Source organism: Kitasatospora sp. NEAU-CNBT7 (assembly GCF_057220535.1).
In genome coordinates, this window is sequence record NZ_JBXQQB010000002.1 from 202511 (window position 1) to 228344 (window position 25834).

Annotated in this window: 23 protein-coding genes; 10 read left to right on the top strand and 13 right to left on the bottom strand. The window is 74.1% G+C overall.

Annotated elements, in window-relative coordinates; translation table 11 throughout:
* Positions 1-7 precede the first annotated feature (7 nt).
* The 3 genes from AC2TEW_RS03760 to AC2TEW_RS03770 all read right to left on the bottom strand — a co-directional run bounded on the left by AC2TEW_RS03760 (position 8) and on the right by AC2TEW_RS03770 (position 3159).
* Positions 8-1390 (bottom strand): DUF1996 domain-containing protein, encoded by a 1383-nt coding sequence (locus AC2TEW_RS03760; RefSeq protein ID WP_484621821.1) that lies wholly within the window; start codon positions 1388-1390, stop codon positions 8-10.
* 67 nt (positions 1391-1457) lie between these two features.
* Positions 1458-2129, bottom strand: a complete 672-nt coding sequence (locus AC2TEW_RS03765; protein ID WP_484621822.1) for a DUF4142 domain-containing protein — start codon at positions 2127-2129, stop codon at positions 1458-1460.
* Between the two features lie 259 nt (positions 2130-2388).
* A complete protein-coding gene (locus AC2TEW_RS03770) occupies positions 2389-3159 on the bottom strand; it encodes a helix-turn-helix domain-containing protein (protein ID WP_484621823.1) in 771 nt (256 codons plus the stop codon).
* A gap of 545 nt (positions 3160-3704) precedes the next feature.
* Between AC2TEW_RS03770 and AC2TEW_RS03775 the strand changes: the two genes are divergently transcribed.
* Both AC2TEW_RS03775 and AC2TEW_RS03780 read left to right on the top strand, forming a co-directional pair.
* Positions 3705-4607 (top strand): LysR family transcriptional regulator, encoded by a 903-nt coding sequence (locus AC2TEW_RS03775; RefSeq protein ID WP_484621824.1) that lies wholly within the window; start codon positions 3705-3707, stop codon positions 4605-4607.
* Positions 4608-4704: 97 nt separating this feature from the next.
* A complete protein-coding gene (locus AC2TEW_RS03780) occupies positions 4705-5421 on the top strand; it encodes a tetratricopeptide repeat protein (RefSeq protein WP_484621825.1) in 717 nt (238 codons plus the stop codon).
* A gap of 126 nt (positions 5422-5547) precedes the next feature.
* On the opposite strand, the gene AC2TEW_RS03785 is transcribed toward AC2TEW_RS03780, so the two are convergent.
* Positions 5548-6564: a helix-turn-helix transcriptional regulator gene (locus AC2TEW_RS03785; RefSeq protein ID WP_484621826.1), complete on the bottom strand. Its 1017-nt coding sequence runs from the start codon at positions 6562-6564 to the stop codon at positions 5548-5550.
* A gap of 165 nt (positions 6565-6729) precedes the next feature.
* Here AC2TEW_RS03785 and AC2TEW_RS03790 point away from each other — a divergent pair, with 165 nt between their 5' ends.
* The 3 genes from AC2TEW_RS03790 (at position 6730) to AC2TEW_RS03800 (ending at position 9693) form a co-directional block, all read left to right on the top strand.
* Entirely contained in the window at positions 6730-7830 is a 1101-nt protein-coding gene (locus AC2TEW_RS03790) for a winged helix DNA-binding domain-containing protein (protein ID WP_484621827.1), read from the top strand.
* 95 nt (positions 7831-7925) lie between these two features.
* Positions 7926-8567, top strand: a complete 642-nt coding sequence (locus AC2TEW_RS03795) for a TMEM175 family protein (RefSeq protein ID WP_484621828.1) — start codon at positions 7926-7928, stop codon at positions 8565-8567.
* A gap of 67 nt (positions 8568-8634) precedes the next feature.
* Positions 8635-9693 (top strand): HEAT repeat domain-containing protein, encoded by a 1059-nt coding sequence (locus AC2TEW_RS03800; RefSeq protein ID WP_484621829.1) that lies wholly within the window; start codon positions 8635-8637, stop codon positions 9691-9693.
* Here the strand turns inward: AC2TEW_RS03800 and AC2TEW_RS03805 are convergent.
* The 6 genes from AC2TEW_RS03805 to AC2TEW_RS03830 form a co-directional block, all read right to left on the bottom strand.
* Positions 9669-10592: an aminoglycoside phosphotransferase family protein gene (locus AC2TEW_RS03805; RefSeq protein WP_484621830.1), complete on the bottom strand. Its 924-nt coding sequence runs from the start codon at positions 10590-10592 to the stop codon at positions 9669-9671. The genes AC2TEW_RS03800 and AC2TEW_RS03805 overlap by 25 nt on opposite strands.
* 165 nt (positions 10593-10757) lie before the next feature.
* The gene (locus AC2TEW_RS03810) at positions 10758-12014 is read right to left on the bottom strand and encodes a phenylacetate--CoA ligase family protein (protein ID WP_484621831.1); all 1257 of its coding nucleotides are present in this window, start codon (positions 12012-12014) and stop codon (positions 10758-10760) included.
* Between the two features lie 68 nt (positions 12015-12082).
* Entirely contained in the window at positions 12083-12985 is a 903-nt protein-coding gene (locus AC2TEW_RS03815; RefSeq protein WP_484621832.1) for an SDR family NAD(P)-dependent oxidoreductase, read from the bottom strand.
* Positions 12982-14295: an MFS transporter gene (locus AC2TEW_RS03820; protein ID WP_484621833.1), complete on the bottom strand. Its 1314-nt coding sequence runs from the start codon at positions 14293-14295 to the stop codon at positions 12982-12984. Before AC2TEW_RS03820 ends, AC2TEW_RS03815 begins: the two co-directional genes overlap by 4 nt.
* Positions 14292-15530: an AMP-binding protein gene (locus AC2TEW_RS03825; protein ID WP_484621834.1), complete on the bottom strand. Its 1239-nt coding sequence runs from the start codon at positions 15528-15530 to the stop codon at positions 14292-14294. The genes AC2TEW_RS03820 and AC2TEW_RS03825 overlap by 4 nt, the downstream gene beginning before the upstream one ends.
* The gene (locus AC2TEW_RS03830) at positions 15527-16576 is read right to left on the bottom strand and encodes an ATP-grasp domain-containing protein (protein WP_484621835.1); all 1050 of its coding nucleotides are present in this window, start codon (positions 16574-16576) and stop codon (positions 15527-15529) included. Before AC2TEW_RS03830 ends, AC2TEW_RS03825 begins: the two co-directional genes overlap by 4 nt.
* A gap of 439 nt (positions 16577-17015) precedes the next feature.
* On the opposite strand from AC2TEW_RS03830, the gene AC2TEW_RS03835 reads away from it, so the two are divergent.
* Positions 17016-17987, top strand: coding sequence for a helix-turn-helix domain-containing protein (locus AC2TEW_RS03835; protein ID WP_484621836.1), 972 nt, complete (start codon positions 17016-17018; stop codon positions 17985-17987).
* Here AC2TEW_RS03835 and AC2TEW_RS03840 read toward each other — a convergent pair.
* Positions 17966-18619: a class I SAM-dependent methyltransferase gene (locus AC2TEW_RS03840; RefSeq protein WP_484621837.1), complete on the bottom strand. Its 654-nt coding sequence runs from the start codon at positions 18617-18619 to the stop codon at positions 17966-17968. The genes AC2TEW_RS03835 and AC2TEW_RS03840 overlap by 22 nt on opposite strands.
* A gap of 96 nt (positions 18620-18715) precedes the next feature.
* Positions 18716-19723, bottom strand: a complete 1008-nt coding sequence (locus tag AC2TEW_RS03845) for a YdcF family protein (RefSeq protein WP_484621838.1) — start codon at positions 19721-19723, stop codon at positions 18716-18718.
* A gap of 289 nt (positions 19724-20012) precedes the next feature.
* On the opposite strand from AC2TEW_RS03845, the gene AC2TEW_RS03850 reads away from it, so the two are divergent.
* The 3 genes from AC2TEW_RS03850 (at position 20013) to AC2TEW_RS03860 (ending at position 23382) form a co-directional block, all read left to right on the top strand.
* On the top strand, positions 20013-21782 hold the full coding sequence (locus AC2TEW_RS03850; protein WP_484621839.1) for an RICIN domain-containing protein: 1770 nt from the start codon (positions 20013-20015) through the stop codon (positions 21780-21782).
* 151 nt (positions 21783-21933) lie between these two features.
* Positions 21934-22386 (top strand): DUF2871 domain-containing protein, encoded by a 453-nt coding sequence (locus tag AC2TEW_RS03855; protein ID WP_484621840.1) that lies wholly within the window; start codon positions 21934-21936, stop codon positions 22384-22386.
* 66 nt (positions 22387-22452) lie between these two features.
* Positions 22453-23382 carry a DUF6891 domain-containing protein gene (locus AC2TEW_RS03860; RefSeq protein ID WP_484621841.1) on the top strand — a complete coding sequence of 310 codons (930 nt, stop codon included), beginning with the start codon at positions 22453-22455 and terminating at the stop codon, positions 23380-23382.
* A 239-nt stretch (positions 23383-23621) separates the two neighbouring features.
* On the opposite strand, the gene AC2TEW_RS03865 is transcribed toward AC2TEW_RS03860, so the two are convergent.
* Positions 23622-24305, bottom strand: a complete 684-nt coding sequence (locus AC2TEW_RS03865) for a hypothetical protein (RefSeq protein WP_484621842.1) — start codon at positions 24303-24305, stop codon at positions 23622-23624.
* Between the two features lie 234 nt (positions 24306-24539).
* On the opposite strand from AC2TEW_RS03865, the gene AC2TEW_RS03870 reads away from it, so the two are divergent.
* Positions 24540-25787 carry an ankyrin and HEAT repeat domain-containing protein gene (locus AC2TEW_RS03870; RefSeq protein WP_484621843.1) on the top strand — a complete coding sequence of 416 codons (1248 nt, stop codon included), beginning with the start codon at positions 24540-24542 and terminating at the stop codon, positions 25785-25787.
* Positions 25788-25834: the final 47 nt, after the last annotated feature.

The window sequence follows — 25834 nt, forward strand, 5'->3', positions numbered from 1 at the left end:
GTGGGGGTCATCCGCAGCGCCGGCCCTCGTTGATGCAGCTCACCATCTGGTCCAGCAGGCCCTTGTTCATCACGTTGATGAAGTCGCCGTGGTCGGTGATCGGGTTGTGCAGCTGCTCGGGGAAGCTGTCGACGGCGAACTTGACCCCGGACGGGACGTCGTAGGCGACCCGCTCGGTCAGCTGGGGGATCGCCTTGAAGTTCTTCGGGCAGACCCCCTTCTTGTCGGAGAAGGCGGTGTGGGTGCGGTGGTTGGCGCTGTCGATGTTCTTGCCGTCCCAGCAGTCCGGGAACTTCAGGGTCCGCACCACCCGGCTGCCGCTCGGGCAGGCGGGGTACTTGTCGACGAGCTGCCGGTCCTCGAAGCCGGTGCAGCTCCAGGACGCGTGGGCGTTGGCCGGTCCGTTGGTGAGGGCCTTGGCGTCGCCGGTGATGATGCGCAGGAAGCGGGTCATCGACTGGACCTTGTTCCCGGTGGCGGAGCTGTAGGTGATGTTGACCTCGGCCGGCTGGAGGATCTTGCCGACGTTGCGGTCCTTGCCGCCGCCCGGTGCCTTGAGGTCGCTGTCGTTGCTGCCGTCGAGCAGGCGCAGCACCGGCCAGTAGTAGGCGGACTGGTCGCCGTTGGAGCAGGTGGTGCCGGAGGCGGCGAGCCGCCCGTTGGGGGAGAACGCGCTGGTGGCCTTGTTGCCGACGTAGTCGTGCATGTGGTGGGCGCCGTTGTTGACGCCGGGGGCCACGATCACGTTGTCCGGGTTGAGGTGGCGGTTCTCGTTGCGTCCGCACTGCGAGGTGAAGGTGCCGGAGGCGGGCCCGGTGCGGGCGGGCTTGGCGTTCGGGGCGACGGACTTGATGTCGACGAAGCCGCGGCCCAGCTTGGACGCGCCGCCCGAGGACTTGCTGCGGTCGGAGGCGGCCTTGGCGGACTCGGGGGCGAAGTCCTTGGCGGAGGCGTCGACCTCCAGGTCGCGCCGGATCGAGCAGTTCGCCAGTGCGGACAGGTCCGCGGGGAGGCCCGAGTCCGGGCCGGCGCTGGAGGAGAGCTTCTTCAGGGTGGTGCTGCGTTTCGCGGCGAGGGTGCCCATCACCTTGTTCTCGCCGCCCTTGGAGCCGGCCTTCGAGAGGTCCTGGTAGGCGTCGGCGACCTGGGCGTCGAGGTCGGCGAGGCCCTGGTCGACGTCGGCCTGGGCGGCCTCCGGCACCGAGGCCAGGCCGGAGCCGACGTCGGCGCAGGCGACCGTACCGAGCTGGGTGGCGGCCTGGGACCGCCACGGGCCCTGCCCGGCGAACGCCGCCGCCGCGAGGACCGACGCCCCGGTGACCGCCAGCACCCCGGCCAGCAGCAGGGCAAGGCCTCGGCGGCGGGATTTGCCGCGTTTGTGAATCCGCATAGTCGCACCTTCGGAGATGGATCGGGTGTCTCGGACAGGCCGTTGCCGGCCTTCGTGCTGCGCGCTTCTAACGCTGTGTCCCCGCGGGCGCCGGGACCGGGCTCGCGGACGGGGAGGACGACCCGCCGGGCGGAGCGGTGAGGTCGCCGAACTTGACCAGTCCGGTGTCCTCCAGGACCGACATGTGGTCCAGCACCGTGGAGTTGGCCATGGTGGCCAGGTCGCGGACGGTGGAGTTCTGGGTGCTGGCGCGGACCTGCGCGACGACGGCGAACACCTGGCCGTGGGCGTTGCGCACGATGTTGGCGAACAGCCGGTCGAACTCGGGGCCCTGGGCGTCGTCCAGCTGCTTGAGCCAGGCCTTCTGCTGGGCGTTCGGCTCCGCGGGCACGTCCATGTTGAGGGTCCTGGCCGTCTCCAGGTCGGCGCGGTCGAGGTCGGTGTGCCCGTCGATCAGATGCTGGCCGGCCGTCTTGACCTCGGGGGTCCCGCCCTTGTCGAGGGCCATCCGGCCGGCGGGGATCTCCCACAGCCCGGCCAGCCTGACCCGTTTGACGAAGTCCCGGTCCAGCGGTGTCAGCGGCCCGGTCGGTGTCTGCACCGTCCCCGGTACATCGGCCGCCTGGGGACTTCGGTACGAGCCCGCCGAGCGCACGATGGGGACCACCAGGGCGGCGACCGTGGAGATCATGGCCACGATCACGAGAAGAGTGGCGAACGATCGCGGAAGTCGGCTCACCTTGGGGATTCCGTAGGGAGCGGTTCCGGATCCGCGCTTCTTCCTCGAAGATGACATCGGTTTCCTCATCACGCCGGGATGTGCGAGCACGCCGGCCCGCCGCCGGACCGCCGCGGCGGGCCCGGGCGGCCGTGCGGACCTGCCGCGGAACCGCAGCACGGTTCCGCCGTGGAACGCACGGCGACGGACGGATCTGGGTGTTCGCAGGTCCCGGTCGAAGGTCACGGGAGCTGGGAGGGTCAAGGAGCGGCCACGGCCCTCAGCGGGTGCCGGGTGGGCCGTCCTGGTGGGGCTCGGACGCCCGGGAGGCGGGCAGTTGGTCGGCGCGGCGGCGCAGCCGGGCGAACTCGGCGGCCATGCCGTGGATCTTCAGTGCCAGCAGGATCTCGAACCGCGCCTGCGAGGTGCGCAGGCTGGCGCCGAACAGCCGCTCCAGCTGGCGCAGCCGGTAGCGGACGGTCTGCGGGTGCAGACGCAGCAGCAGCGCGGCTCTGGTCGCGCCGCCGCCCTCCAGCCAGGCGAGCAGGGTCTGCTCCAGCATCTCGCGCCGGCGCGGGGTCAGGTCGTTGAGCCGGGCGAGCCACTTGGCCGACAGGTGGCCGGCCAGCAGCGGGTCCTGGAAGAGCACCACCTGGGCCAGGTGGTCCTCGACGAAGAGGAGTTCGCCGGCGGCGCCCGGCCCTTGCGGGGCCAGGGCCAGCAGCGTCCGCGCCCAGCGCAGCGAGGCGCCGGCGTCGGCGCGGGCCACCACCGGGCCCACCACCGCCGAGCCGCCCCGCAGCCAGCGGACCAGGGCGCGGTGCATGCCGGGTGCCGGGTCGGGGATCAGCAGGTACGGCTCGGGCCCGTGCAGGTAGGCGATCACCTTCGTGGGGGACAGGCCCGGCGGGGGCGGCCCCGGCGCCGTGGCGAGCGCCACCGCCTGGACCGTGCCGGGGCGTTGCCGCGGCGCGGCGTCGGCGGCGGGGCCGGGGGAGCGGCGCAGCACCAGTTCCCCGCGGTCGCCGACCGGCAGGGTCAGCGCATCCACAGCGCCCCCTTCCAGGGGGTGCCCGGATGGCGGTGCCGGGTCCGGGGGCCCGGCACCGGGCGGCCGGCGGGGGCGCCGGGCCGGTTGGGCTCGAGGCGGCCGGGGGCGGGCCGGGAAGGGGTGGGCCGGCCCGGGGCGGGCCGGGAGGGGACGGCGGACGGGGATTGCGCGGACGGTTGACCGCCGGGGCAAGGGTGCACCGGAATACCTCCCTGGGAACTGCCGGCCGCTGGCGGGCCGGTCACCAGAGAAAGAGGGCCGATCCGAGGTTTCGTCCCGCGGCTTTGCGAATCCTTTGCCATTCGCCGGGTGCCGGCACCACCCCGCGGGCGGGGTCCGGCCCGCAGTCGCCCGACCGTCGGCGCACGTAGCAGCGGGGGTGGACGGCCCCGCACCCGACCCACCGCCCGGACCGGCAACACCGCAGGTAGACCAGCACTGTGACCCGGAGCCGGGCGCAGGGTACATTGCCCTACCGGCCGGTTCAGTGCGGCACCGCGCCGGACCCCTGTGTCCCACACCGTCCGGACGCGAGCGAGGCCACGATGCGACTCAACCTCAATCAACTGGCGATTTTCGCACAGGTCATCGAATGCGAGGGATTCTCGGCGGCGGGTCAAGTCCTGTTCCTGAGCCAGTCCTCCGTGTCGAAACAGGTTCAGAACCTCGAAATAGCCCTGCGCACCCAGCTGGTCGACCGATCCGGCCCGAAGATCCGCCCCACCCTGGCCGGCGAGGTCCTGCTGGCCCAGAGCAAGGAGGTCCTCGCCCTCGCCGACCAGGCCGTCGAGGCCGTCCACGCGGCGGCACTGCTGCGCCGCGAACCCCTGGTCATCGGCAGCACCAGCACCATCGGCCACCACCTGCTGCCCGCCCTCCTCCAGGAACTGCGCCGCCGGGAACCCGACGCCCAGCTCAGCCTCGCCGTCAGCACCGCCGACCAGCTCGCCGAGGCGCTGGAGGAGGGCCGCACCGGCGTCGGCCTCAGCGGCAGCCCGCTGCCCCCCGGCCGGTACCGCTCCGAACGCCTCGCCGGCGACGACATGCTGCTGGTCTGCCCCGCCGACCACCCGCTCGCGGGACACCGGATCGCCCCCGCCGACCTGACGGGCGAGACCTTCCTGCTGCGCGAGTGCGGCTCCCAGACCCGCCGTCAGCTGAAGGACCTGCTGCACTGCTGGGAACTGTCCGGCGCCCCGACCCTCGACCTGTGGGGCACCGAGGGCGTCAAGGAGGCCGTCCGGATCGGCCTCGGCGTCGGCCTGGTGCCGCGCCGGTCGGTCCGCTTCGAGCTCCAGCACGGCGTGCTGGCCGAACTCGACATCAGCCCGGCCCCCGAACGCCGCACCGTGATGGCCAACTGGACGCTGGCCCGCCCGCTGACCGCCGGCGAGAACCAGCTGCTCCCGCTGCTGCGCGACGTCTCCCGGGCGACCGCCGGAGCCTGACCGCCCGGCCCCCGGCCCCGCCCTGGGCAACCGGGGCCGGGCGTGCCAGGATCGCGTGGCGGCGGCGAGCGGCGCCCGGCCCGGGGGAGGAACGGCAGTGGTGCTCTGGCAGGGGATCAACTTCACCGCGGACGGCCGCGAACCCACCACCGCCGAGGAGTACTACCGGATCGCGCTGCACTGCTGGAACAGCGAGCCGCACCGCCCCGCGACCACCTTCTTCCTCGAGACCGCCGCGGCCACCGGCCACCCGGCCGCCGTCGAACTCCTCGGCCACGTCCACTACGTCCAGGGGCGGTACGCGGAGGCCGTGCCCTGGCTGCGGCAGAGCCCCGGATCCCCCCGCGCCGCCTACTACCTGGCGACCCTCGCCCACCACGGCTGCCCGCCGGCCGGCATCGCCCCCTCGCTCGACGACGCCGCCCACTGGTACCGCGCCGCCGCCGACCTCGGCGAACCCGAAGCCATGCTCGCCCTCGCCGACCTCTACCTGGAACGCCAGCTGCGCGTCACCCGCACACCCGCGGAGCACGCCCTGGAACTCCTGCAGACGGCCGCCGACCGCGGACACCCGTACGCCCAGTACCGGGCGGCCGAGCTCCACCGCACCCTGTACGGCGACACCGGGCGCGCCGCCGCCCTGTACCGCGCCTGCCTGGACAACCCCCTGACACCGCGCCACGCACTCGCCACCCTGATGACCCTGCAGAGCCAGGCACACCTGCGGGAGATCACCGCCGACCAGGCCCACCGGCAGCGGCAGCAGCGTGCCGACGCGCTCAACCCCCCGCCCCGCCGCGACGACTTCCACTGACCGCGCGCCCCGGACCGGGACCCGGCACGGGACTCCGGTCCGGACGGCGCCACGGGAGTTCGTCGACCTGGACCTCGCCCGGCTCGCTGCGCCCTGCGCCCCGGCCCTCGGCCCTGCCCCGAGCCCTCACCCCGACCGGTGGCGGCCGGGCGCCGGGGCCGGGGGAGCGGCCGGCCCCGCCGCCGCCTCGGCGTAGCGGCGGGCCAGCAGCGCGAACGCCCGGCGCAGCTCGGGCGGCCCGACCACCTCGATCTCCGCGTCGAAGGCGCCGACGGCTGCCGCCAGGCCCGCCCACGACCACGAACCCAGGGTCAGCCGGCAGCGGTCCGGGCCGAGCTCCTCCACCAGCCCGTCACCCGCGTACCGGGACACGGTGGCCGCCGGCAGGCCGAGCACCACCTCGCCGCGGCACGGCAGCGCACCGGAGCCGTCGGCGCCCCGGAACCGGCCGGCCACGAAGGCGGCCACCTCACCCCCCGGCACCTCGCGCGGGGTGAAGCGCGGACCGGTCGGCGTGCGCGGTGCCATCCGGTCCGCCCGGAAGGTCCGCCAGTCCTCGCGGTCCAGGTCCCAGGCCACCAGGTACCAGCGCCCTCCCCAGGTGACCAGGTGGTGCGGCTCCACCCGGCGCGGCGGCCCGCCGGACCCGCCCGCCGGTCCCGCGTAACCGAACCGCAGCACCTCGCGGGCGTGGACGGCGGCGCCCACCGCGGCCAGCACACCACCGTCCACCTCCGGCCCCGACCGGTCCCCGGGCCGCTCTACTGCCGTCACCCGGAGCGTGTCGATGCGGTGGCGCAACCGCGCGGGCATCACCTGCCGGACGGTGTTCAGCGCACGGGCCGCGGCCTCCCCGATCCCCGCGCCGGAGGAGGCGGCGAGCTGCAGCGCCACCGCCAGGGCGACCGCCTGCTCGTCGTCGAACAGCAGCGGCGGCAGCTCGGCACCCGCGTCGAGCCGGTACCCGCCCTCGGGCCCCTTGGTGGCCGCGATCGGATAGCCGAGCCCGCGCAACCGGTCCACATCGCGCCGCACGGTCCGCGCACTCACCTCCAGCCGCTCCGCCAGCAGCGCCCCCGGCCAGTCCCGGCGCGCCTGGAGCAGGGAGAGCAGGGCGAGCAGTCGCGCTGAAGTCGTCGGCATGGACCCCATCCTGCCCCCGGTAGCGGCCAGAACCTGACCGCTACCCGTGCGACCGTGGTCCCGTTCCCCGTACGACCACGACCGGAGAGGCCCGAGCACCATGACCCTGACAGCACCGAGGCGGGCACACCGGGCGAGCCGGCCCGACAACGGGCGGGGGATCCGATGACCGTCCTCGGCACCCGGGCCCTCAACCGCGCGACACTCGCCCGGCAGCTGCTGCTCGAACCCGGCGACCTGCCCGTCCACGACGCAATCGCGCACCTCGGCGGCCTGCAGGCCCAGGAACCGCAGGAACCGTTCACCGGACTCTGGTCACGGCTGCGCACCTTCGACCCGGCCGCCCTCTCCGAGCTGCTCACCGACCGCCACGTGGTCCGCACCCACCTGATGCGCCGCACCGTCCACCTGCTCACCGCCGCCGACGCCCTCGCCTGGCGCGCCCGCCACGACGCCATGCTGCGCCAGCGGGTGCTCGGCACCTACCGCCGCGAACTCGCCGGCGTCGACCTCGACGAACTCGCCGCCGCCGGACGGGCCGTCCTCTCCGACGGCCGGCCCCGCACGATGACCGAACTCGCCCGCGCCGTCGCCGACCGCTGGCCCGCCCCCGGACCGCGCCCACTCGGCGAGATGCTGGTCGCCGCCCTCGTCCCGATGGCCCAGCTGCCGCCCCGCGGCCTGTGGCGGACCAAGGGCGGAGTACGCAACCTCCCGCTCGCCGCCTGGCTCGGCCGCCCGATCGACCCGCCGTCCCCGGACCCCGCCGACCCCGTCGGCCAGGCCCTGGTCCGCCGCTACCTGGCCGCCTTCGGACCCGCCGCCACGGCCGACCTGCGCGCCTGGTGCGGCCTGGCGGGACTGCCGGCCGCGGTCGCCGCGATCCGCGGCGACCTGGTCGCCTTCCGCGACGAGCGCGGCCGGGAACTGCTCGACCTCCCCGACGCACCGCGCCCCGACCCCGACACCCCCGCCCCCGTACGGTTCCTCCCGGCCTTCGACAACGCGATCCTCGGCTACCACGACCGCCGCCGGATCATCGACGACGCCCACCGCGGCCTGTCCGTCGCCGGGGAGCGCGTGGTCCTGGTCGACGGCCGGGTCGGCGCCACCTGGACCACCCGGGCAGGCACCGTCACCGTCACCCCGCTGCGCCCCCTCACCCGGACGGAGCGCACCGCCGTCGCCGAACAGGGCCAAGCCTTGGCGTCGTTCCTGTCCGACGGCGGGAGCGACCGGGCGGAGATCGCCGAACCCTCGGACTGAACGCCCCTCGAGGGGCTGGCCCGAATGGGCGGCGCCGGTCCGGCGGCCCGGCGTGTCCGCCCGCCGGGCCGCCCGGCCCCCCTACGCTCGACGGGATGAGCGGACCCGAGGAGCGAGCGCCCACCGAGGCCGGCGGTCCCGCCCTCGACCGCCTGCTGGCCCTGTCCGACGGCGTCTTCGCCATCGCCGCCACCCTGCTGGTGCTCGACGTCGCGATCCCGGCCGGCCTCACCCCGGACGACTACCGCCAGGCGCTGCACGACATCCTCCCGCCCCTGGCGGCGTACGGGCTGAGCTTCCTGGTGATCGTCGAGTTCTGGCGCGGCCACCGCGAGATCTTCGAGTACGTCGGACGCCCCGACACCACCCTGACCAGGCTCGCCCTGCTGGAACTCGGCCTGGTCGCCCTGCTGCCCTTCCCGACCGCCCTGCTGTCCGAGTACGGCGACCAGTGGCAGTCGGTCGCCATCTACTCCGCCGGCGTCGCCGCCGTGGACGTCGTCCAACTCGCCATCGTGCTGCACCTGAAGGCCCACCCGGGCATCCTGCGCACCGGGCTGCCCCGCCACGTCGTCCGCGCGCTCGTCATCGAACTCGTGGGCACGAGCCTGGTGCTGACCGCCGTCGTCGTCATCTCCTACACCTTCACCTCCGCGACCAAGTGGCCCTGGCTCGCCCTGATCCCGCTGAAGGTCGCGGCCGGCCGCTACGGCCGACCGGACGAGGCGAACGGCTGACGAGGCGTAGGGCTGACCGGCGAAAACCCCGGTGCGCAGCGTCGCGGCCGTACGGGAGACTGCACCGGTGGACACCACCCCGGCCGCGGAACCGGTCGCCCGCGCCCTGGCGCTCGCACACGCCGCCGACCCCTCGGACCCGGACCAGGGCGAGTACCGGTCCCTGCTCCGGCAGGCCGCCGCCGACGGGCCCGGATCCCTGGCGCTCGGCCGGGAACTGATCCGCTCGCCCGACCCGGTCGACCGGGAGGCAGGCTGCACCCTGCTCGGCCACGCCGGCGACCGGCACGAGGAGCTCCGCGCCGAGACGGCCACCGCCCTGATCGGCCTGGCGCAGCGGGAGACCGGGAGCGGGGTCCTCGCCGCGCTGGCCCGCGCCCTCGGCGGGACCGCGGACCGGCGCGCCGTCCCCGTCCTGGTCACCCTGGCCGGCCATCCCGACGCCGGGGTACGGGAACAGGTCGCCGCCGCCTTCCCCGGGGTCGCCACCGACCTGCCGGACGGCCCCGACACCGCCGCGCTCATCACACTGAGCCGCGACCCGGACCCGCAGGTGCGCAACTGGGCGACCTTCGGCCTCGGCGTCCAGCTCGGGACCGACAGCCCCGCGATCCGCGCCGCCCTGTGGGAACGCACCGGCGACGAGGACCCGGACGCCCGCGAGGAGGGCATCCACGGCCTCGCCCGGCGACACGACCCGCGCGCCGTTCCGCTGCTCCTGGACCTGCTCGGCCACCCCGACGGCGCCCACACCCTGACCTTCCACGCGGCCGCCGTCCTGGGCGCCCCCGAACTGCTGCCCGCGCTGCAGACGTACGACCCCGCCGACCCCGGGGTCGACGACGCCCTGAACGCCTGCGACCCGGTGCGCCGCGCCCGCCTGGACGCCGCCGGCTGGGACCTGCTGCGCACGCTCGACCGGCTCCGCCCCGACCTGCGCGCCGCGCTCCGGGCACCACGCTTCGACCCCGGCCTGGACCTCGCCCTCGGAGCCGCCCCCGAAACCCCGCCCTACGACCTCGAAGCCCTCCTGCGCCGGGCCGCCGACGACCCCACCCGCGCCGCCGCCCTGGTCGCCTCCGACCACCCGCCGAACCCGGATCAGCCGAGCAGCTCCGCCAGCTGATCCATGAGTGCGGTGAGCCGGTCCCGGCCCGCTCCGCCGCGGGCGACGCGGAAGCCGTGCCGGTGGCCCCAGAACGCGGCCCGGACGGCGTGGAACTGGGCCCAGCGGCGCACGCGTTCACGGTCGAGCTCCGCGGCCTCGGCGAAGACGTCGACGGCACGGCGTACAGCCCTGGCCGGGTCGTGGGCGCCGAAGAGCGTCAGCGCCCGGGTCTTGAGCAGCGTGCCGCCGTCGTACCCGGGATCCCCGACGTGCCCCTTGGGGTCGACGGCCAGCCAGGGCTCGCGGTCGGCGCGCAGGATGTTCCCGGCATGGAGGTCGCCGTGCAGCAGGGTGTCCGGCTGGACACGGCCGAGCTCACGGACGGTCGCCAGCGCCGCGTCCACCGCGTACCGGGTCATGTTGTGCGGCAACTCCGACGAGTCCAGCCGTAGTTCTTCCTCCCAGGCGCCGGCCTCCTCGCTCAGTCGCGGCAGGCCGGGAGGCGCCGGGACGGCGAGCCGGTGACCGATCCGCCCGGCGACCCGCACCACCTCGTCGCCGTCCCCGTGCTCCGCCAGGGTCGACGGCCACACCCGTTCCAGCAGCATCCCGAAGCGCGCGTCGTCCCGCTCGTGCAGCAGCACCGCCCCGCGCCCGCCCCAGGCCGCGAACGCGTCCGGCTCGTGCACATTGCCCGGGTGCGGGAAGGACACCTTGAGCACCACGACCCCCACGCCCCGCCGCCGGGCCGGCACGACCACCCCGACCCCGCCGTGCATCACCGCGCCGTCCGGGGTGCAGTCCCATCGCTCCAGCAACTCCGCCACAATGGAGGGGAGTTCGGCGATCCAGGCGGCCCCGCGCGGCCCTTCGCGGCCGATGGTGCTGCGGGCGAACGCCTCGGGTGTCCGGATCATCCGGCCACCGTACCCCGCGCAGCGTCCACGACCCCGACCTCCACCGACTCGCCGACGGGAGGACGATCGGACCGATTCGAGTGGGACCCGGGCAGCGCACCGCCGGCCGGTGTCCACCGGAGCCGGCCGCCGGGTGGTCCGCCGGCCGGCTGATCCGGGTCGGGGTCAGGCCGGGGGGCGTTCGTCCAGGACCTGCTGGAGTTTGCCGGTGCGGGGGTTGGTGACCAGCTCGGACCGGGGGACCCACTCCACCTGGAGGTGGTGGATGGCGCCCGACGCCACCTCGGCCGGGTAGAGCGGCCGGGCCGTGTACACCGCGTCGATCAGGCTGCCGCTCAGGTCGGCGGGCGGCTGGTCGGTGTAGCCGAGGCGCAGGATCAGGCCGTCGCGGCCGTCCCAGCGCCGCTGCACCATCTGCATCCCGGCGATGAACCGGTCCGGGTCGGCCTCGATGAGGACCGCGCGGATGTCCTCGGTCGGCATCGCGACGGTACCGACCCGGGCGCCCTCGACCGAGCGGCCGAGCAGCCGGAAGCGGCGGCACTCGGCGTCCAGCCACTCCGCGCGGTCCCCGGCGGGGTAGCGGATGATCGGCATCAGGGTGCGGAACAGGTTGGTGACCAGGACCCGGCCGGGCACGCCCGGGGTGGTGACGGGCTCACCGGTCACATCGTCGACGATCTCCACCAGGGTCCGGTGGGGGAACGCCTCGTGCACCCGGACGTCGTCGCCCGGGACGGGCGCGGCGACCAGTCCCGCGTCCACCGAGGCGTAACCCAGCGACGAGACCGCCGCCTTGGGGAAGGCCCGGGACAGGATCGGCCGCAGGTCGGCGAAGAGCAGGTCGCCGCCGAACAGCAGCAGCTCCACCGAGTCGGCGCTCTCACCGCGCCGCACCAGGCACTCCGCCACCGAGCTGAGCTTCATCGGCTCGCCCGCCAGCACGTGGACGCCGAAGCTCGCGATCAGGTCGGCGATGTAGTCGTCGGAGGCGGCGCCGCCGACCGGCAGCCGGACGTTGTCGACCGGCGCGTGGTGCAGCGCGTTCTCGACGTACAGGAACCCGCCGTACAGCTCACCGGCGCAGAACAGGTTGGCCACCCGGTGGCCCGGCTTCAGCCCGGCCTGGACCAGACCCGCGCCGAACGCGGTCACCGAGTCGGCGTGTTCGGTGCGCGACCAGGGCGAGAGCTTCGGCGCGCCGGTGGTCCCGCCGGTCTTGTACACACCCGCGTCGGTCAGCGGCGCGGTCAGGACCTGGTTGTCCGGCCACCGGTTGGCGGCCCAGAACTCGGCCTGGTCGATGATGGGCAGCTCGGTGATGTGCGAGACGGTCCGGGGTACGTCGCGGTACACCCGGGCGTAGAACGGCGAGTGGGTGCGGGCATGGTCGACCAGTTCCTGAAGCGGTTTCGCGGGCACTGCCTCTCCTTGTCTGCCGTCGGTCTGTCTGCCGGTCTGCCGGTCTGCCGGTCCGCCGGTCCGCCGGCCTAGCTGCCGTCGGTGCCGGGGGAGTCCGGCCCGTCGGCGTCGGGTCGTCCGATCCAGGTACGGGCGAGCGTCTGCACGGCCGAGCCGTCGCGGTCGGCCAGCTTGTGGTCCAGGTACTCGGCCGCCCAGCCGTTGGCGGGGACCCGGAAACCGGGCCGCTCCGCGAGCAGCGTGCGCACCACGACCTCGGCGACCTCCGCCGCCGGCTGCCCCGCCGCCTCCCAGCCCTGGCCGCCCACCCAGGCGAGGTAGTCGGCGAAGGTGTCTGCGTACGGGCCCGAGGCGGCCTGGATGGTCCCCCGGTTGATGTCGGGGAACACCCCGAACTCGGTGTCCGGCACGAAGCCCGGCACCACCAGCGACACCGTCACCCCGTGCGCCCCGGCGACCGGGGCCAGGCTCTCCATGAACCCCTCGACGGCGAACTTCGCCGCACAGTACGCCTCGTTGAACGGCTGGCCGACGACCCCGTGCACACTGCCGATGGTCACCAGCCGTCCCCGGGCGGCCCGCAGCAGCGGCATCGCGGCCCGGCTGACCGCGATGACACCGAAGAAGTTCACCTCCAGGTTGGCGCGCAGCGCCGCCATCGTCGACATCTCCAGGGTGGGTTCGGAGTTGGAGACACCGGCGTTGTTGACCACCGCGTCCAGCCGCCCGTACGCCCGCTCGACGCCCGTCACGCACTCCGCCACCGAGTCGGCGTCCGTGACGTCCAGCCGGCGCACGTCCAGCGTGACGCCCGCCCGGTCGGCGGCGGCGAGCAGCGCGTCCGCCCGGCCCGGTTCCCGCACGGTCGCCACCGTGGTGAACCCGGCCCGTGCCGCGCGGACGGCGGTGGCCAGCCCGATGCCGGAGGAGGTCCCGGTCACCAGGACCGTCCTGCCCGGGTCCGCCGTCATGACGCCGTCTCCGTCAGCGTCGGCTCGCTGCCGGGCCCGGCGGCGGTGGCCTCCGCCGCAGCGGCGCGCTCCCGTTCGGCCGCGTCCAGCAGCGGCTGGAGGCCCGCCGCCGGAAGGAAGGAGAACGCCGCCAGCAGGGTGCCGCCGGCCATCACCACCCGCGCCGCGTCCAGGACCCCCAGCGGGCCGGTCAGCAAGGTCACCGCGACACCGCCGACCAGCGCCGCCAGCGGGATCACCCCCCAGGTCACGGTGCGGAACGCCGCGTGCATCACCCCCTGGTGACGGGCCGACATCCGGGACTGCCGGATCGGCGCGCTGCACACGTTGATGCAGGACATGAAGAAGCCGTAGCAGCCCATCGTCACCGCGATCACCGGCCCGGCGGGCAGCGCGGGCGCCGCCAGCACGCCGAGCCCGACCAGGCAGTGCAGCAGCAGCGCCCAGGCCATGGTCCGCCCGGTGCCCAGGTGCCCGCTGATCCGCGGCGCGACCAGCGCGCCGACCAGGGCGCCCGCCGCGGCGACCGACATGGCCGCCCCGAACACCCCCGCCGAGACGCCCAGGCCCCGGTAGGCGAGGATCGGCAGCACCGTGACGAAGACCGGACCGCCGGAGTTGAGCGTCACCGCGGCCACCACCACCCGCCGCAGCACCGGATCGGCCCAGTTCAGCCGGAAACCCGCGGTCAGCCGCTCCCACACCGTGCCCTCGACGACCGTCCGCTCGCCCCACGGCCGCATGTAGCGGAAGCACACCGCCGAGACCAGGTAGCTGGCCGCGTCCACCAGCAGCGCCGCCGCGCCGAGCGCGCTGTACAGGGCGGCCGCGATCGACGGGCCGGCCACCTCGGACACCGAACCGCTGCCCTCCAGCCGCGAGTAGGCACCGACGAGCTGGTCCTCCTCCACCACGGCGGGGACGGCGACCAGGTACCCGACGTTGAAGAAGATGGTGGCGCCGCTGATCACCGCCACGCAGCCGAACAGCAGCGGGGTGGAGAGCGCGTCCTGCCAGTACGCCAGCGGGATCAGCGCCACCGCCGCCAGCCGTACCAGGTCGCAGGTCAGCATCGTGCGCCGCTTGTCCCAGCGGTCGACCAGCACCCCGGCGACCGGGCCGAGCAGCGGAATGCCCAGGTACTGCGCCATCGCCACCACGCCGACCTGGAGGGCACTGGCGTGCAGGGCGAAGATCATCAGGGTCGGCACCACGAACACGGTGACCCGGTCGCCGACCGTACTCACCGTCTGGCCCGCCCAGAACAGGTTGAACCCGCGGCCCAGCGAGGCCGGCCGGCGCAGCTTCACGACCCCTCCCGGACCACGAAGTCGGCCGTCTTCCCGGTCCGGTCGTTGCTGACCAGCGCGTCCACCGCGAGCACCCGGAAGGACTCCGGGTCGTGCAGGAACGCGGTGCTGAGGGTGAACGTCGCCGACAGCAGCTCCCGGCGCAGACCGTCGAGGTCCACCGCCGCATCCTGGCCGGCGAGCAGGAGGACGTCCACGCCGCTCGCCCGCCCCCCGGTCTCGGTGATCAGGACCTGGGCCCGGGACACCCCCGGCTCCCGCTCCACCCGGTCGATGATCTCGTTCACGTGCAGACCCAGACCGCGGACCTGCACCACACTGTCGCGCCGCCCGAGCACCCGCATCGCGGCACCCGCCCGGCCGCACGGACAGACCGTCAACTCACCCGCGTCACCGGTCCGGTAGCGCAGAACGGGGTTGAGCATGTCGGGGTTGAGCGTGGTGAAGTCCAGCAGGTCGCCCTCGCCGACGTGCACCAGCTGCTCGGGCAGCGGGTGGAAGGTGTCGGCCGGGCAGTCGGGCGTGTTGGTGCCGACCACCCAGGTCTCGGTGGAGCCGAACATGCCCCAGCGCCGCGCGTGCGGCGCGACCACCGCCATGTCCTGCTCGAGCTGCGGCTGCCACGCCTCGCCGAGCCACAGCACCTTGCGCAGCGAAGGCAGTTCCAGCCCGGCGGCCCGCGCCCGGGCGAACCACAGCCGCAGCACGCTGGGCGTCCCGCCGATCGCGGTCACCGAACGGGCGGCGAAGAACCCGAGCCAGTCCTCGTACTCGTCGGCGGTGACCGAGCCCAGGGCGATGACCTGGCACCCCGACAGGTCGGCCAGCCCCGCCGCCAGGAAGTGCGCACCCCACATCCGGCCCGCGCCCCAGGCGTTGACGAACACGTCCGAACGGTCCAGCGGCTGCCAGTGCGCGTACACCCCGGCCATGTAGAACCCGGTCGGCGCGTGGCCGACCTTCGGCGCGCCGGTGCTGCCGCCGCTCTGGAACAGCCAGGTGGCACCGGTCGCGGCCCGGGGCTCCAGGTGGGCGAGCGCGACATTGAGGTCGTCCTTGGCCAGCGGCGGCAGCGCGGCGAGCCCGTCGAGCGTCAGCGGCCCGTCCAGGGCGGCGTAGCGCTGGGCCAACTCCGGCACGGTACGCAGCAGTTCGAGGTTGCGCCGCGCGACGCCCAGGTGCGGGCCGGCCGCCTGCGGCGGCAGCGAGAACCGGCCCGTGATCTCGTCCGTCATCTCGACTCCGTTCCTGGGGTGAGGGTGACCGCCGTGCCGGCCGCGCCGTTGGCCAGCCACTTCGCGTGCGCGTCCCGGTAGGCGGCGAACCGCGCCCGGGTGATGTCGCGCTGCAGGGTGCGGCCGGGGTCGTCATAGTCGGGGGCGATCACCCCGTCCGGCTCCAGCTCCGAGAACCAGTACCGCTCGCCGTCGAAGAGGAAGTCCACGCAGAAGAACGGGATCGGCAGCCGCTCCGCGAAGTACGCCGTCGCCGCGGCCAGTTCCGGCGGCACCGGCGGGAACTCCATGATCCCGCCACGGCTGGCGTTGGCCACCGGCGAGCCCGGCAGCGGGATCCGCTTCATCACCGCGTACGGCTCGCCGTCCACCACGTACACCCGGTAGTCGACCGTGCCGTCCCCCAGGTACGGCTGGACGACCAGCGTGGTGTCGCCGCCCTGCGCCAGACTGGCCAGCCCCCGGATGTCCTCCCGGCTGCGCGCCAGATTGATGCCGCCGCCACCGCACCACCCCGACGGCTTCACGATCGCCGGGTACGTCATGTTCGCCAGCGCCACCTCGTACAGGTGCTTGCCGACATCGCGGCCGGTGCCGATCCGGACCGTGGGGATCGGCGGCACCGGAGAGCCGGCCAGGGCCAGCATGGTCGCCAGCTTGTCGTTGCCGACCAGCGAGACCTGCGGGGGGAACGGCAGGTAGAAACCGGCCTGTTCGAGCACCGCGTACAGCTCGTACTGGTTGAAGATGTCCATCGCCTGGTACGGCAGCGAGTACAGCGCCGTGACGAACAGGGTGTCGCCCGGCGAGACCTCTTCACCGTCCACGTAGACCCGCGGGCGTGCGGGATCTGTGGCGTCCACCGCGACCGCGTCGGGCGCATGCCGGGTCCAGGACATCCCCGACTCCTCGGCGACCTCCGCGTACAGGTCCCAGAAGAAGTCCTGCCACATCGCCGTCGCCCGGGTCGACTCCCGGTCGGGGAAGATCCAGCACATCCGGCGCAGCGGACCGGGCCGCTGCGCCGGACCGGCGGGTTCACGCATCGTGGGTAGGCTCATTGCGATCCTCACAGAGAAGCGGTCGACGGCCGGTCGGCGAACCCGACGCCCGGTCCACGGAACTCCGCGACGACCACCCCCCGGTCGGTCGCGCGACAACACCGGCCCTACGGACCGACCCGCCGGGTGAGACCACGGGCGCGCGGCGACCCGGCACAGGGCCGGCGCGTCACAGCGGTGTCGGGGCTCATCCGGGTTCGGTACTCCAGCAGGGCTCGGGTGCGGCGCCGGACCGCTGACCGGCAGTGACGCACCGGCACGCTCCGGACGAGGAGAACTCTCGCAACGCCGGTGAGCCATGTCAATGGTTCGGTATCCGTAATGACTCTTCGTCAAATGACCGCACACCGAACCCAATCGGTGCACTTCTCGACCTGATCCGAAGGGGTGGACCGGGCCGCCCGACGACGGCATGATCGACCGGATGAACCGGATGACGGGCGACGCCGCACGCGGTACACCCCACTTCGCCGTCCACGAGGGCCACGCGGTCTACCGCGGCCCCTCGGGCGACGGCACCGCCCACAGCCACGCCGCCTTCCAGATCGCCGTCGCACCCGCCGCCGGCCACGTCACCATGCTCGACGGCGCCGGCACCCGGCACCGCGCGCGGGCCCTGATCGTGCCCCCACTGGTCCGGCACCGCCTGCTCGCCACCGCCCACCTGCTCACCGTCTACGTCGAACCGCACTGCGCCTTCGCCGACCGGCTGCGCCGCCGCTGCGGCCCCGACCCCGGTCTCACCGAAGCCGACGACCTGGCCGCCCTGGTCGGCCTCGACGACCTCGACGGCCTCGACGCCCTTGACGCCTTCGACGCCTTCGACGAACGCGATCGTCTCGGTCATCGCGATGACCGAGAGATCCGTGGGGACGGGGTCCGCCACCCCGGCGCACTCGACCCCCGTCTGCTGACCGCGATGGCCCTGCTCGACGACCGCCCGGACCTCCCGCTCGCGACCCTGGCCGCCACGGTCGGCCTGTCACCCCAACGCCTGCGCACCCTGGCCCGCCGGCAGTTGGGCATGCCGCTCACCCGCCACCGGATCTGGCTGCGGCTGCGCCGGGCCGCCGAAGCGATGCGCGAAGGCCGCTCACCGGCCGAGGCGGCCATGGCGGCCGGCTTCGCCGATCAGGCCCACCTCACCCGGCAACTGCGCGAGATGACCGGCCTCACACCCGCCGCGGTCATCCCGCTGCTGCGCCCGGAGGCCTCGGGCCCGGGCCCGGTTCTGTTTCCGGCACCGGCTCCGGGACCGGCTCCGGTTCCGGCTCCGGGAGCGGCTGCGGCTCCGGCTGTGGCACCGGCTCCGGGACCCGCTGCGGCTGCGGGTCCGGCTGTGGCTGCGGGCTTGGGCGGGCTGAGGGGTCGCGGTCAGTCCCGGCGGCCCACGTAGACCGAGATGGAACCGGTGACCGTCGTCACCACCTCAGCCTCGCGCACGTCCCGGAAGCCCGCCTCGGCGATCAGCTCGGGCAGCCGGCCCTCGGCGTTGGGCCGGGTGTCGGCCACACCGTCGGCGAGCTGCACGATCCGGAACGCCAGCTGCATCGACCGGGTGCGCTGCCACCCGTAGTCGGCCACCACCAACCGCCCGCCGGGGCGCAGCACTTCGTACATGGAGGCGAGCACCGCCCGCTTCATCGGCACCGGGCACTGGTGCAGGACGAGGCTGGAGACCACCGTGCTCGCCGAGCCCGCACCCAGCGCCCCGGCCAGGCCGTCGCCCATCCCCTCGAGCCACTCCACCGCCGCCCCCGCCCCGGCCGCCTTGCGGCGGGCCAGCGCCAGGATGCCCGGATCCGGATCGATGCCGATCACCCGCGCCCGCGGCTCGACCCGGTGGAGGAGCAGCGCTTGCGAACCCGTGCCGCAGCCCACGTCGACGATCACGTCCCCGGGCCTGGGAGCCGCATGCATCGTCAGCAGGCCGCGCCACAGGCGTTCGCGCAGCAGGGCGGCCACGGGGTCGTAGAGGCGGTTGGGCGCGAGGCGGCCCAGCGCGGGAGTGAAGGCTCGTTCCGTCATGCCCGCAGTCTCGGCCGCGCACCGCCCGGCGGTCTTGAACGAACCGCTCGCCCGCCGGGTGCCCGGTGCCCGGCGCCTGGCGGCCGGGCCCCGTCCTCAGGCGATCCGGCCGACCACGGCGCCGACCACGCCGAGCACGGCCACCGCCGCCGCGTTGGCGGTCGGGTAGAGGGCGAGGACGGCGACAAACTCGCGGATGATGGCGCTCGGCCAGTAGTACGGCGCCGTGTGCGCCCCGAGCACCTGGCCGGGCAGACCGGCCCGCCGTGCCAGCACGGCGGAGCGCAGCACGTGGAACGTGCTGGTGACCACCACGCAGCGGTAGCCGGGCCCGTGCCGGTCCTCCATCACCACCCGGCTGAACCGCACGTTCTCCTCGGTGCTGACCGACCGGTCCTCCTGGACGACCCGGTCCGCCGGGCAGCCCAGCGCGATCAGGTGGTCGGCCATCGCCTGCGACTCCGGCACCCGCTCGTCGTCGCCCTTGCCACCGGAGACCAGCACGACCGGCGGCCGGCCCCGGGCCGCCTGCACCCGGTACAGCCCCCAGGCCCGCTCGAGTCGGCCCGCCAGCAGCGGCGGCACCTGGTCGCCGTCGGTCAGCCCGGCACCCAGCACGACCACGAAGTCGACGTCCCGGCGGGTGGTCAGGCGCCCGTACAGGAAGGCGTAGCCGAGGAAGCAGACGAACAGGAACCCGAAGTACCCGGCGACCAGCAGGGTGCCGCCCGCCACGGCGCGCAGCGCCGGGGAGTCGATGTGCACGGCGGCGAGCAGCAGGGCGAGCAGCGCGAGCAGGGTGAGGCCGAGCAGCAGCGGAAGCAGGTTGGCGAGTCGGCCGCCCTCGGTCCGGAGCATGGTGACGCCGTTGGCGAGCAGGAAGAGCGCGACCGCGAGCAGGCCGACCCCCGCGGCCGCGGGGATCGCCGCCGAGGCGGTGTCCACCACGACGGCCGGGAGCCGGGCCAGTTCGCCCAGGACCCCCGCGGCGAGGAAGAGCACGGACAGCCCGAGCAGGACGGCGTTGCCGAACCGCCGCCGGTCGCGGCGCACGCCGACGGCGAAGACCACGAGGAACGCGACGGCCAGAGCGTAGGCGGGCATGCGCGCATCCTAGGCAGGGACGCTGCCCCGCGGGCCGGTGCCGCGCCTCGGGCGCCGGGGCGGCTGGGCGGAGGGCGGCGGGGCGGCGGGTCGTTGGAAGGCGCCCTCCCGGCCGGGACGCCCGCTGCCGCTCCCGGTGCCCGGTGGGTGTCCGTCCATCATCCGGACAGGGCCGGGCTTTCCGTTATCCCGGCCGGCCCGAGGGATCTCCTGGGGTGGCAGGGGATCACCGCGCGGCCGCGAGGGGCGTGATCCCAGCAGTTCGGACGAGTTCCTCGGAGGGACACCGGTGTCACAGCCAGCCACGGCCACGCCCACGGATGCCGACCTCGCCGGTCGCATCCGGGCGGGCGGGGAGCAGTACCTGCCGGCGGCCGAGGAGATCCTCCGCCGTCACGCGGACGCGGTCCTCGCCCGGACCCGGCCGTGGTGCCGTGGCGGCCGCAGCGCCAAGGAACTCGCGGACGAGGCCTTCGCCGAGGTGTTCGCGGCGGTCGGCGCCGGGGGCGGTCCGTCCCACGCCTGGCGGCCCCGGCTGGTGGAGACGGCCCGACGGCACGCGGCACACTGGGCCGACACCGGGCGGGAGGCCGCCCTGTCGGCCGGTTTCGCGGCCCGGCTGCGGTCGCTGCCGCGGGTGGAACCGGGGAGCTCGGCGGCGGACGCGCTGGCCGCGGCCGAGGAGGCGTCGACGCTGCTGCGGGCGTTCCGGGAGCTGTGGGAGCCGTGGCAGGCCGAGCTGTGGCGGTCTCTGGAACCGGCCGCCGAGCGTCCGGGCGGCGGTTCGCCGGCGGGCCCGGAGGGGCCGGAGGGGGAGGAGACCGCCCCGGCCCTGTTCCCGGCCCCGGCCCCCGCCCCGGCGCCCGCGCGTGACGCGCTCTTCGACACGTACCAGCAGGTATACGTGTCGCGGACGTCCTCGCGGACCTGCCGCCAACTGGTCGCCAGGCTGGGCGACGCCGTGCGGCGCGACGTCATCGCCGCGGACGACGGCCTCGCGCGCCACCTGCACGGGTGCGCCGCCTGCAGCGCGGCCAGGGCCGAGCTCGCCGCCATCCGCGACTGGGACCGCGGGCCGCTCCGGCGGGGGCTGCTGCTGTGGACCGACGGCCCGTCGGCCGGCCCGGACGCGGGGGACACGGCGGCGGAGCCTGCGCCGGGGGCGGATGCGGCAGCGACCGTCGTCCTTCCCCGGGTCGCGGACCCCGAGGTTCCTCCGGCGGCCGCCGCCGGTCGCCGCGTGCCCGTGCCGCCCCGTACGGCGGTCGGCGTGGTCCTCCTGGTGGCCGCGCTGGCAGGGATCGCCGCCGCCACCACGGCAACGGACCACGCACCGGACCGGGGAGCCGCCGCTCCCGCTCCGGCCGGGCCCGCCTCGCCCGTCGCGCCGGTGAGCCCGCCGGTGTCGGTGACCCCGTCCGAGTCCCCGTCCGCGAGCACCCTGCCGTCGGCCGAGGCCTCCGCATCGGACGGTGCCTCGCCCGGGGCGTCCGGCCCCGGCTCGTCGGCCGCTTCGCGCAGCGCGTCGGCGGCCACCTCAGCGGGTACGTCGGCCGGTACGTCCGCCGGAACGTCCGGTGGGGGCGCACCGTCGCCGGGGCCGCTGCCGGGGGCCTTCCGCCTCATCGACGTCGCGGGCGGGCTCTGCGTGGGCAGCGTGGGCGACACCGCGACGGCGCTCGCCCTGCTGCCCTGCACCGCTGACCGGTCACAGGCCTGGCAGCGATTCGCCGTGGGGAACGACCTCTACCAACTCCGCAACGCCGAGAACGGGCTGTGCCTCGACGGCACCAGCGGTACGGGCAACGTGGTGGCGGTGGCTCTGCGGCCCTGCCGTCCGGCCGGGCAGTACCCGGAGCAGCTGTGGCGGTTCGCCGTGGACAGGACGCCGACCACCTTCCGGCTGTGGTTCGCCCCGCAGGTCGCCGGGAGCGACTACGGCTCGCACCTGCTCGGCCCGAAGGACTGGTCGGGGAGTGCGCCCCCGCCGATCGGATCGCCCATCGTCCAGCAGCCCAACTACTACAACGACGACGCCTTCGTCTTCACGACCGGCTGACTGGCTGACCGGTTGACCGGCGGCCGACCGGGTCCGCCGCCGGCCGGGTCCGTCGGCGGCCTCCGTCGCAGGCCTCGGCGGCGGGCGGCGGAGGGTGCTTCAATGTCCCCCATCGGATTGACAGTTGATCAGATGGAAGCAGGCAACGGGGATGAGAAAGTCGTACTACGCAGCGCACGTCTACATGATCCTGGGAGTCGTGTCGGGGCTGTACTACCGGGAGTTCACCAAGGCCCACGACTTCACCGGCGACACCCAACTGGCCCTCATGCACACCCACCTGCTCGCGCTCGGGATGCTGGGCTTCCTGATCGTCCTGGCGCTGGACAAGCAGTTCCAGCTGTCCGGCACCAAGCTGTTCACCTCCTTCTTCTGGTTCTACAACGCTGGTATCTCGGTCAGCGTCGCGATGATGTTCGTGCACGGCACCGAGACCGTGCTCGCCGACCGGGTCCCCGAAGCCGTGCCGCTGATCGCGGGCCTGGGGCACATCCTGCTCACGGTCGGGCTGATCCTGCTGTTCGTCCTGCTCGGCAAGCGCCTCAAGGAGCCCGCCGCGACGGCCGCCGCGACCGGGCCGGAGCCCGCGCAGACCTCGGCCTGACCGGACCGCCCGTCCCGCCGCGGGCCCGGGCCCGCGGCTGTCGGTGCCGCCTGCCATGATCTGCGCATGCTGGAGATCGTGGTGCGGACGGAGAGCCAGGAGCGGCACGTGCGCGTGTCCGTGGCGGAGCCGGCCGGGCTGGTACGGCGCCTCGGCGGCGACGGGGACAGGTTCCTGGTGGTCCAGCGGATACCGGACCTGCCGCACGATTTCGCCCAGGTCCTGTACCGGGCCGGTGGCGAGTACACGCTGGAGTACCGGGCCGGCGCCGCCGACCGGCACTTCGAGGCGGTGGCCGCCGACCCCGAGGCCGTGACCGCGGCGCTGACCGGGTGGGCATGCCGGGAGCCCGGCTGGGATGCCGGCCTCGCCTGGTCGCTGCTGGACCTGGGGCCGGGGCCGGGGCCGGTCGGCTGGGTGGCACCGCCGGCGCTCGAGGCGGAGGAGCACGAGGCACTGGTGCAGCGGCTCCGGACGGCGCTGGTCGGCGGGTACGTCACCCGCGCCGAACTGGCCGAACTCGCCGAGGAGTACCTGGTCACGGGGGACCGCAGGCCCGTCTCGCGTGACCAGGCCGAGGCGCTGGCCGACCTGATGTGGCTGGAGCGGGTGGCGGAGCAGGCCGGGTGGCAGGGCGAGACCGATCCGGAGCGGCTCACCCGCGCGTTCTCCGCCCTGCGGGACGCCGGGATCACCGCCCGCGAGGACTTCACCTGTTGCCGCAGCTGCGGCCAGGCGGAGATCGCCGCCGAGGCCGGTCCCCACGATCGCGGCTTCGTCTACTTCCACTCCCGGTGCACGGACTCCGCCGCGGCCGGCCACGGCCTGATGCTCCTCTACGGCGGCTTCGACGGTTCGGCCGCGACCACCGGCGCCATCGGCCACGAGATCGTCGCCGCGCTCGAGGCAGTCGGACTACCCACCGCATGGGACCAGGACCCGGACCGGGCGATTTCCGTCGCCCCGCTGGAGTGGCGCCGCCGCCTGGTCGGCTAGGTTCTGTCCGGCGGATCGTGTGATCGCCTCGCGTGGACCATCGTGTTGGTCGTGGGGCGGGGCGATCTGACGAACGACCAGGGGGTGCAACTGGCACCACATCTGCCGACACGGTATGACAAGCGTGCCTACGTCTTCCACGGCACCGTCACCGTCGCGTCGATACGCCTCTGCCTCGGACCGTGATCAGCCCTCGTCCGGAGCGTCGGCCCGCTTCGCCAGTTCGGCGGTGATCTGACTCAGCAGCACCGTTGGCGACGGCATGACGGCGTACCAGGTGTTCGCGCTCTCGTCGGCGGCCGGGGCCCACGCTGCCACCACGGGAGTTCACAATGGTCGCCGGCCGCCAGCGGAGGCAGCGTCCAGGTCATGCCGTGGTACCGGCCGAAGTCCACACCCCAGGTGCTGAACGAGCGGTCGTACACCTCGTTGCTCAGCGCCGCCCACCGCCGGGGCGCCTCTCCCGCGTGGGCGGCCCCGCAGATCGCCTCCTCGTCGTTGCCTCCGACGGTGAGCCGGGTCGTCTCGTCCTCGACCGTGACAGCAGCCAGCGCCTGCCCTCCGTCCCACCCCGCGTCGGCTCCCTCCGGAAGCCGCGCCGGAAGCTCTGCCGAGAACCGAACGTGCCCGAGCGGCGCAGTGGCGTCGATCCGCCACACTGCCGCGCGGCAGCCGGTCAGCGGCCCCCAGTTCTCGGAGTCGAGCTCGGGATCGTACGGGGTCAGCAGCAGCTCGACGCGGGCCCCGGGAGTCAGCCAGCGTGCAAGCGTACGGTCACCCGGCAGCTGGAACAGCTCATCGGGCAGCAGCGGGAGGCCAGTGTTCCCGATCGTCGTGGCGAAGGCCATTGAGCCGAATGGCGTGTCGATAGTCGGCTGAACGGCGGACGACAGGCGGATGCGCGGGACGGTAGGGAGCAACACCGCCCCAGCGTACTGCGGTGTCACGTGCCAAGATCCGCCGGACAGAACCTGGCGCCGTTCCCCCCCGAAGCCCTGGTCGGCCGGGAACGGCCGGCGGGTGGTGAGTGCTGTGGCCGTGTTGGTTCGCAGGGGTGGCGATGGCAGGTGTGGGAACCCGGCCGCGCATCTGATCATCTCTGCCGACTATCCTCTCCGCAGGGGCCCGGTCGGGCGCCGGAGCCGGGGGAGCAGCAGGTGGCGGAAGGTTCGCTGATCGAGGAAGTGCGCGCCGGCCGGGCGCACATCGTTCGGGAACTCCTGTGGGCGGGGGCTGACCCGGAGACAGTGGACGCTGACGGGGTTCCGGCGCTGTGCCTCGCCGTCGGCGCGTTCGACGGCTACATGGCGGAAACCCTGCTCGACGCGGGCGCCGACCCGCTCCGTCCGCTGCCCGACGGGAGCACACCACTGCGGCGGGCCGTTGCGTCCGGCTATGCCGGCCTCACCACCAGCATGCTCAGACATACTGCGAACCGGCTCACCGAGGAGGAGCAGGCAGACCTCCTGGCCTGTGCCCGACACTGGTGCGGCTCCGGCGTCGAAGCCGGACTCCGCCACGCGACCGGCGCCACCGGCCCGGCCGAAACCCGCAGGATCGCGGACCGGTACAGCATGAGTGAGTACGACGTGACAACGCTCGCAGGGGTGAGCGTGTATGACGGTCACGCCGCTGTTCTCATGCGCCTGGAGGCGGAGTTCGGGGTGCATCGGTCCTTCGACGACTTGCTCGCCCGGGCACTCGTCCGCGCCGACGCGAGACACGCCGACTGGTGGTCGGCGACGGCCGTGCTCGCCGGCCGACTCGACGAGGAGACCTGGGAGGCCGCCCTGGCGTTGCGTTTCGACCCTGATCCCCTGCACCGGCTGTTCGCTGCGGATCTCGTCTGGCTCTTCGCCATCGCCGAACGTCCGATCCTCTCAGGGACGTACCCCTTCGAGGGGCGGGCGCTGGACGTCCTCCTCCCGTGGGCCGTGGAGGAGACGCACGCAGCGGTGCTCGTGGCGGTGCTCCGCGGGTTGGCCGAGCTCGACGATCCGAGGACCGAGGAGGTGGGCCTGGCCTACCGCGCGCACTCCGACCCGCGGGTGCGCATCCAGGTGCCGAGGTTTCTGTGCAGGACGCGGTACGCCTACACACATCCCGAGGCATTGAATGTGCTCGCCGCACTGGCCCGTGACCCCGACGCCGGCGTCCGCGAGGCCGTGTGCGAGCAACTCTACGAATTCACGGGCGGCGGCCCTGCCATTGCCGACATCCTTGCCGGATTCATCCACGAGGACGACCAGCTGGTCCGGATCAAGGCCGCCAGCGGCCTCGCCAACGCCGACGACCCCCGCTGTCTGGAGGGTGCCCGCCTGATCGGCCCGGTCGATCGTACGGAGTGGCAGGACACCTGGCTGCTCGATGCGGTGTCGCGCTACGAACGGCGCCGTGACGGCTGAACCGATCGGCTCGCTGCCATTGCGTCAAGACCGACCGGCTCGACCAC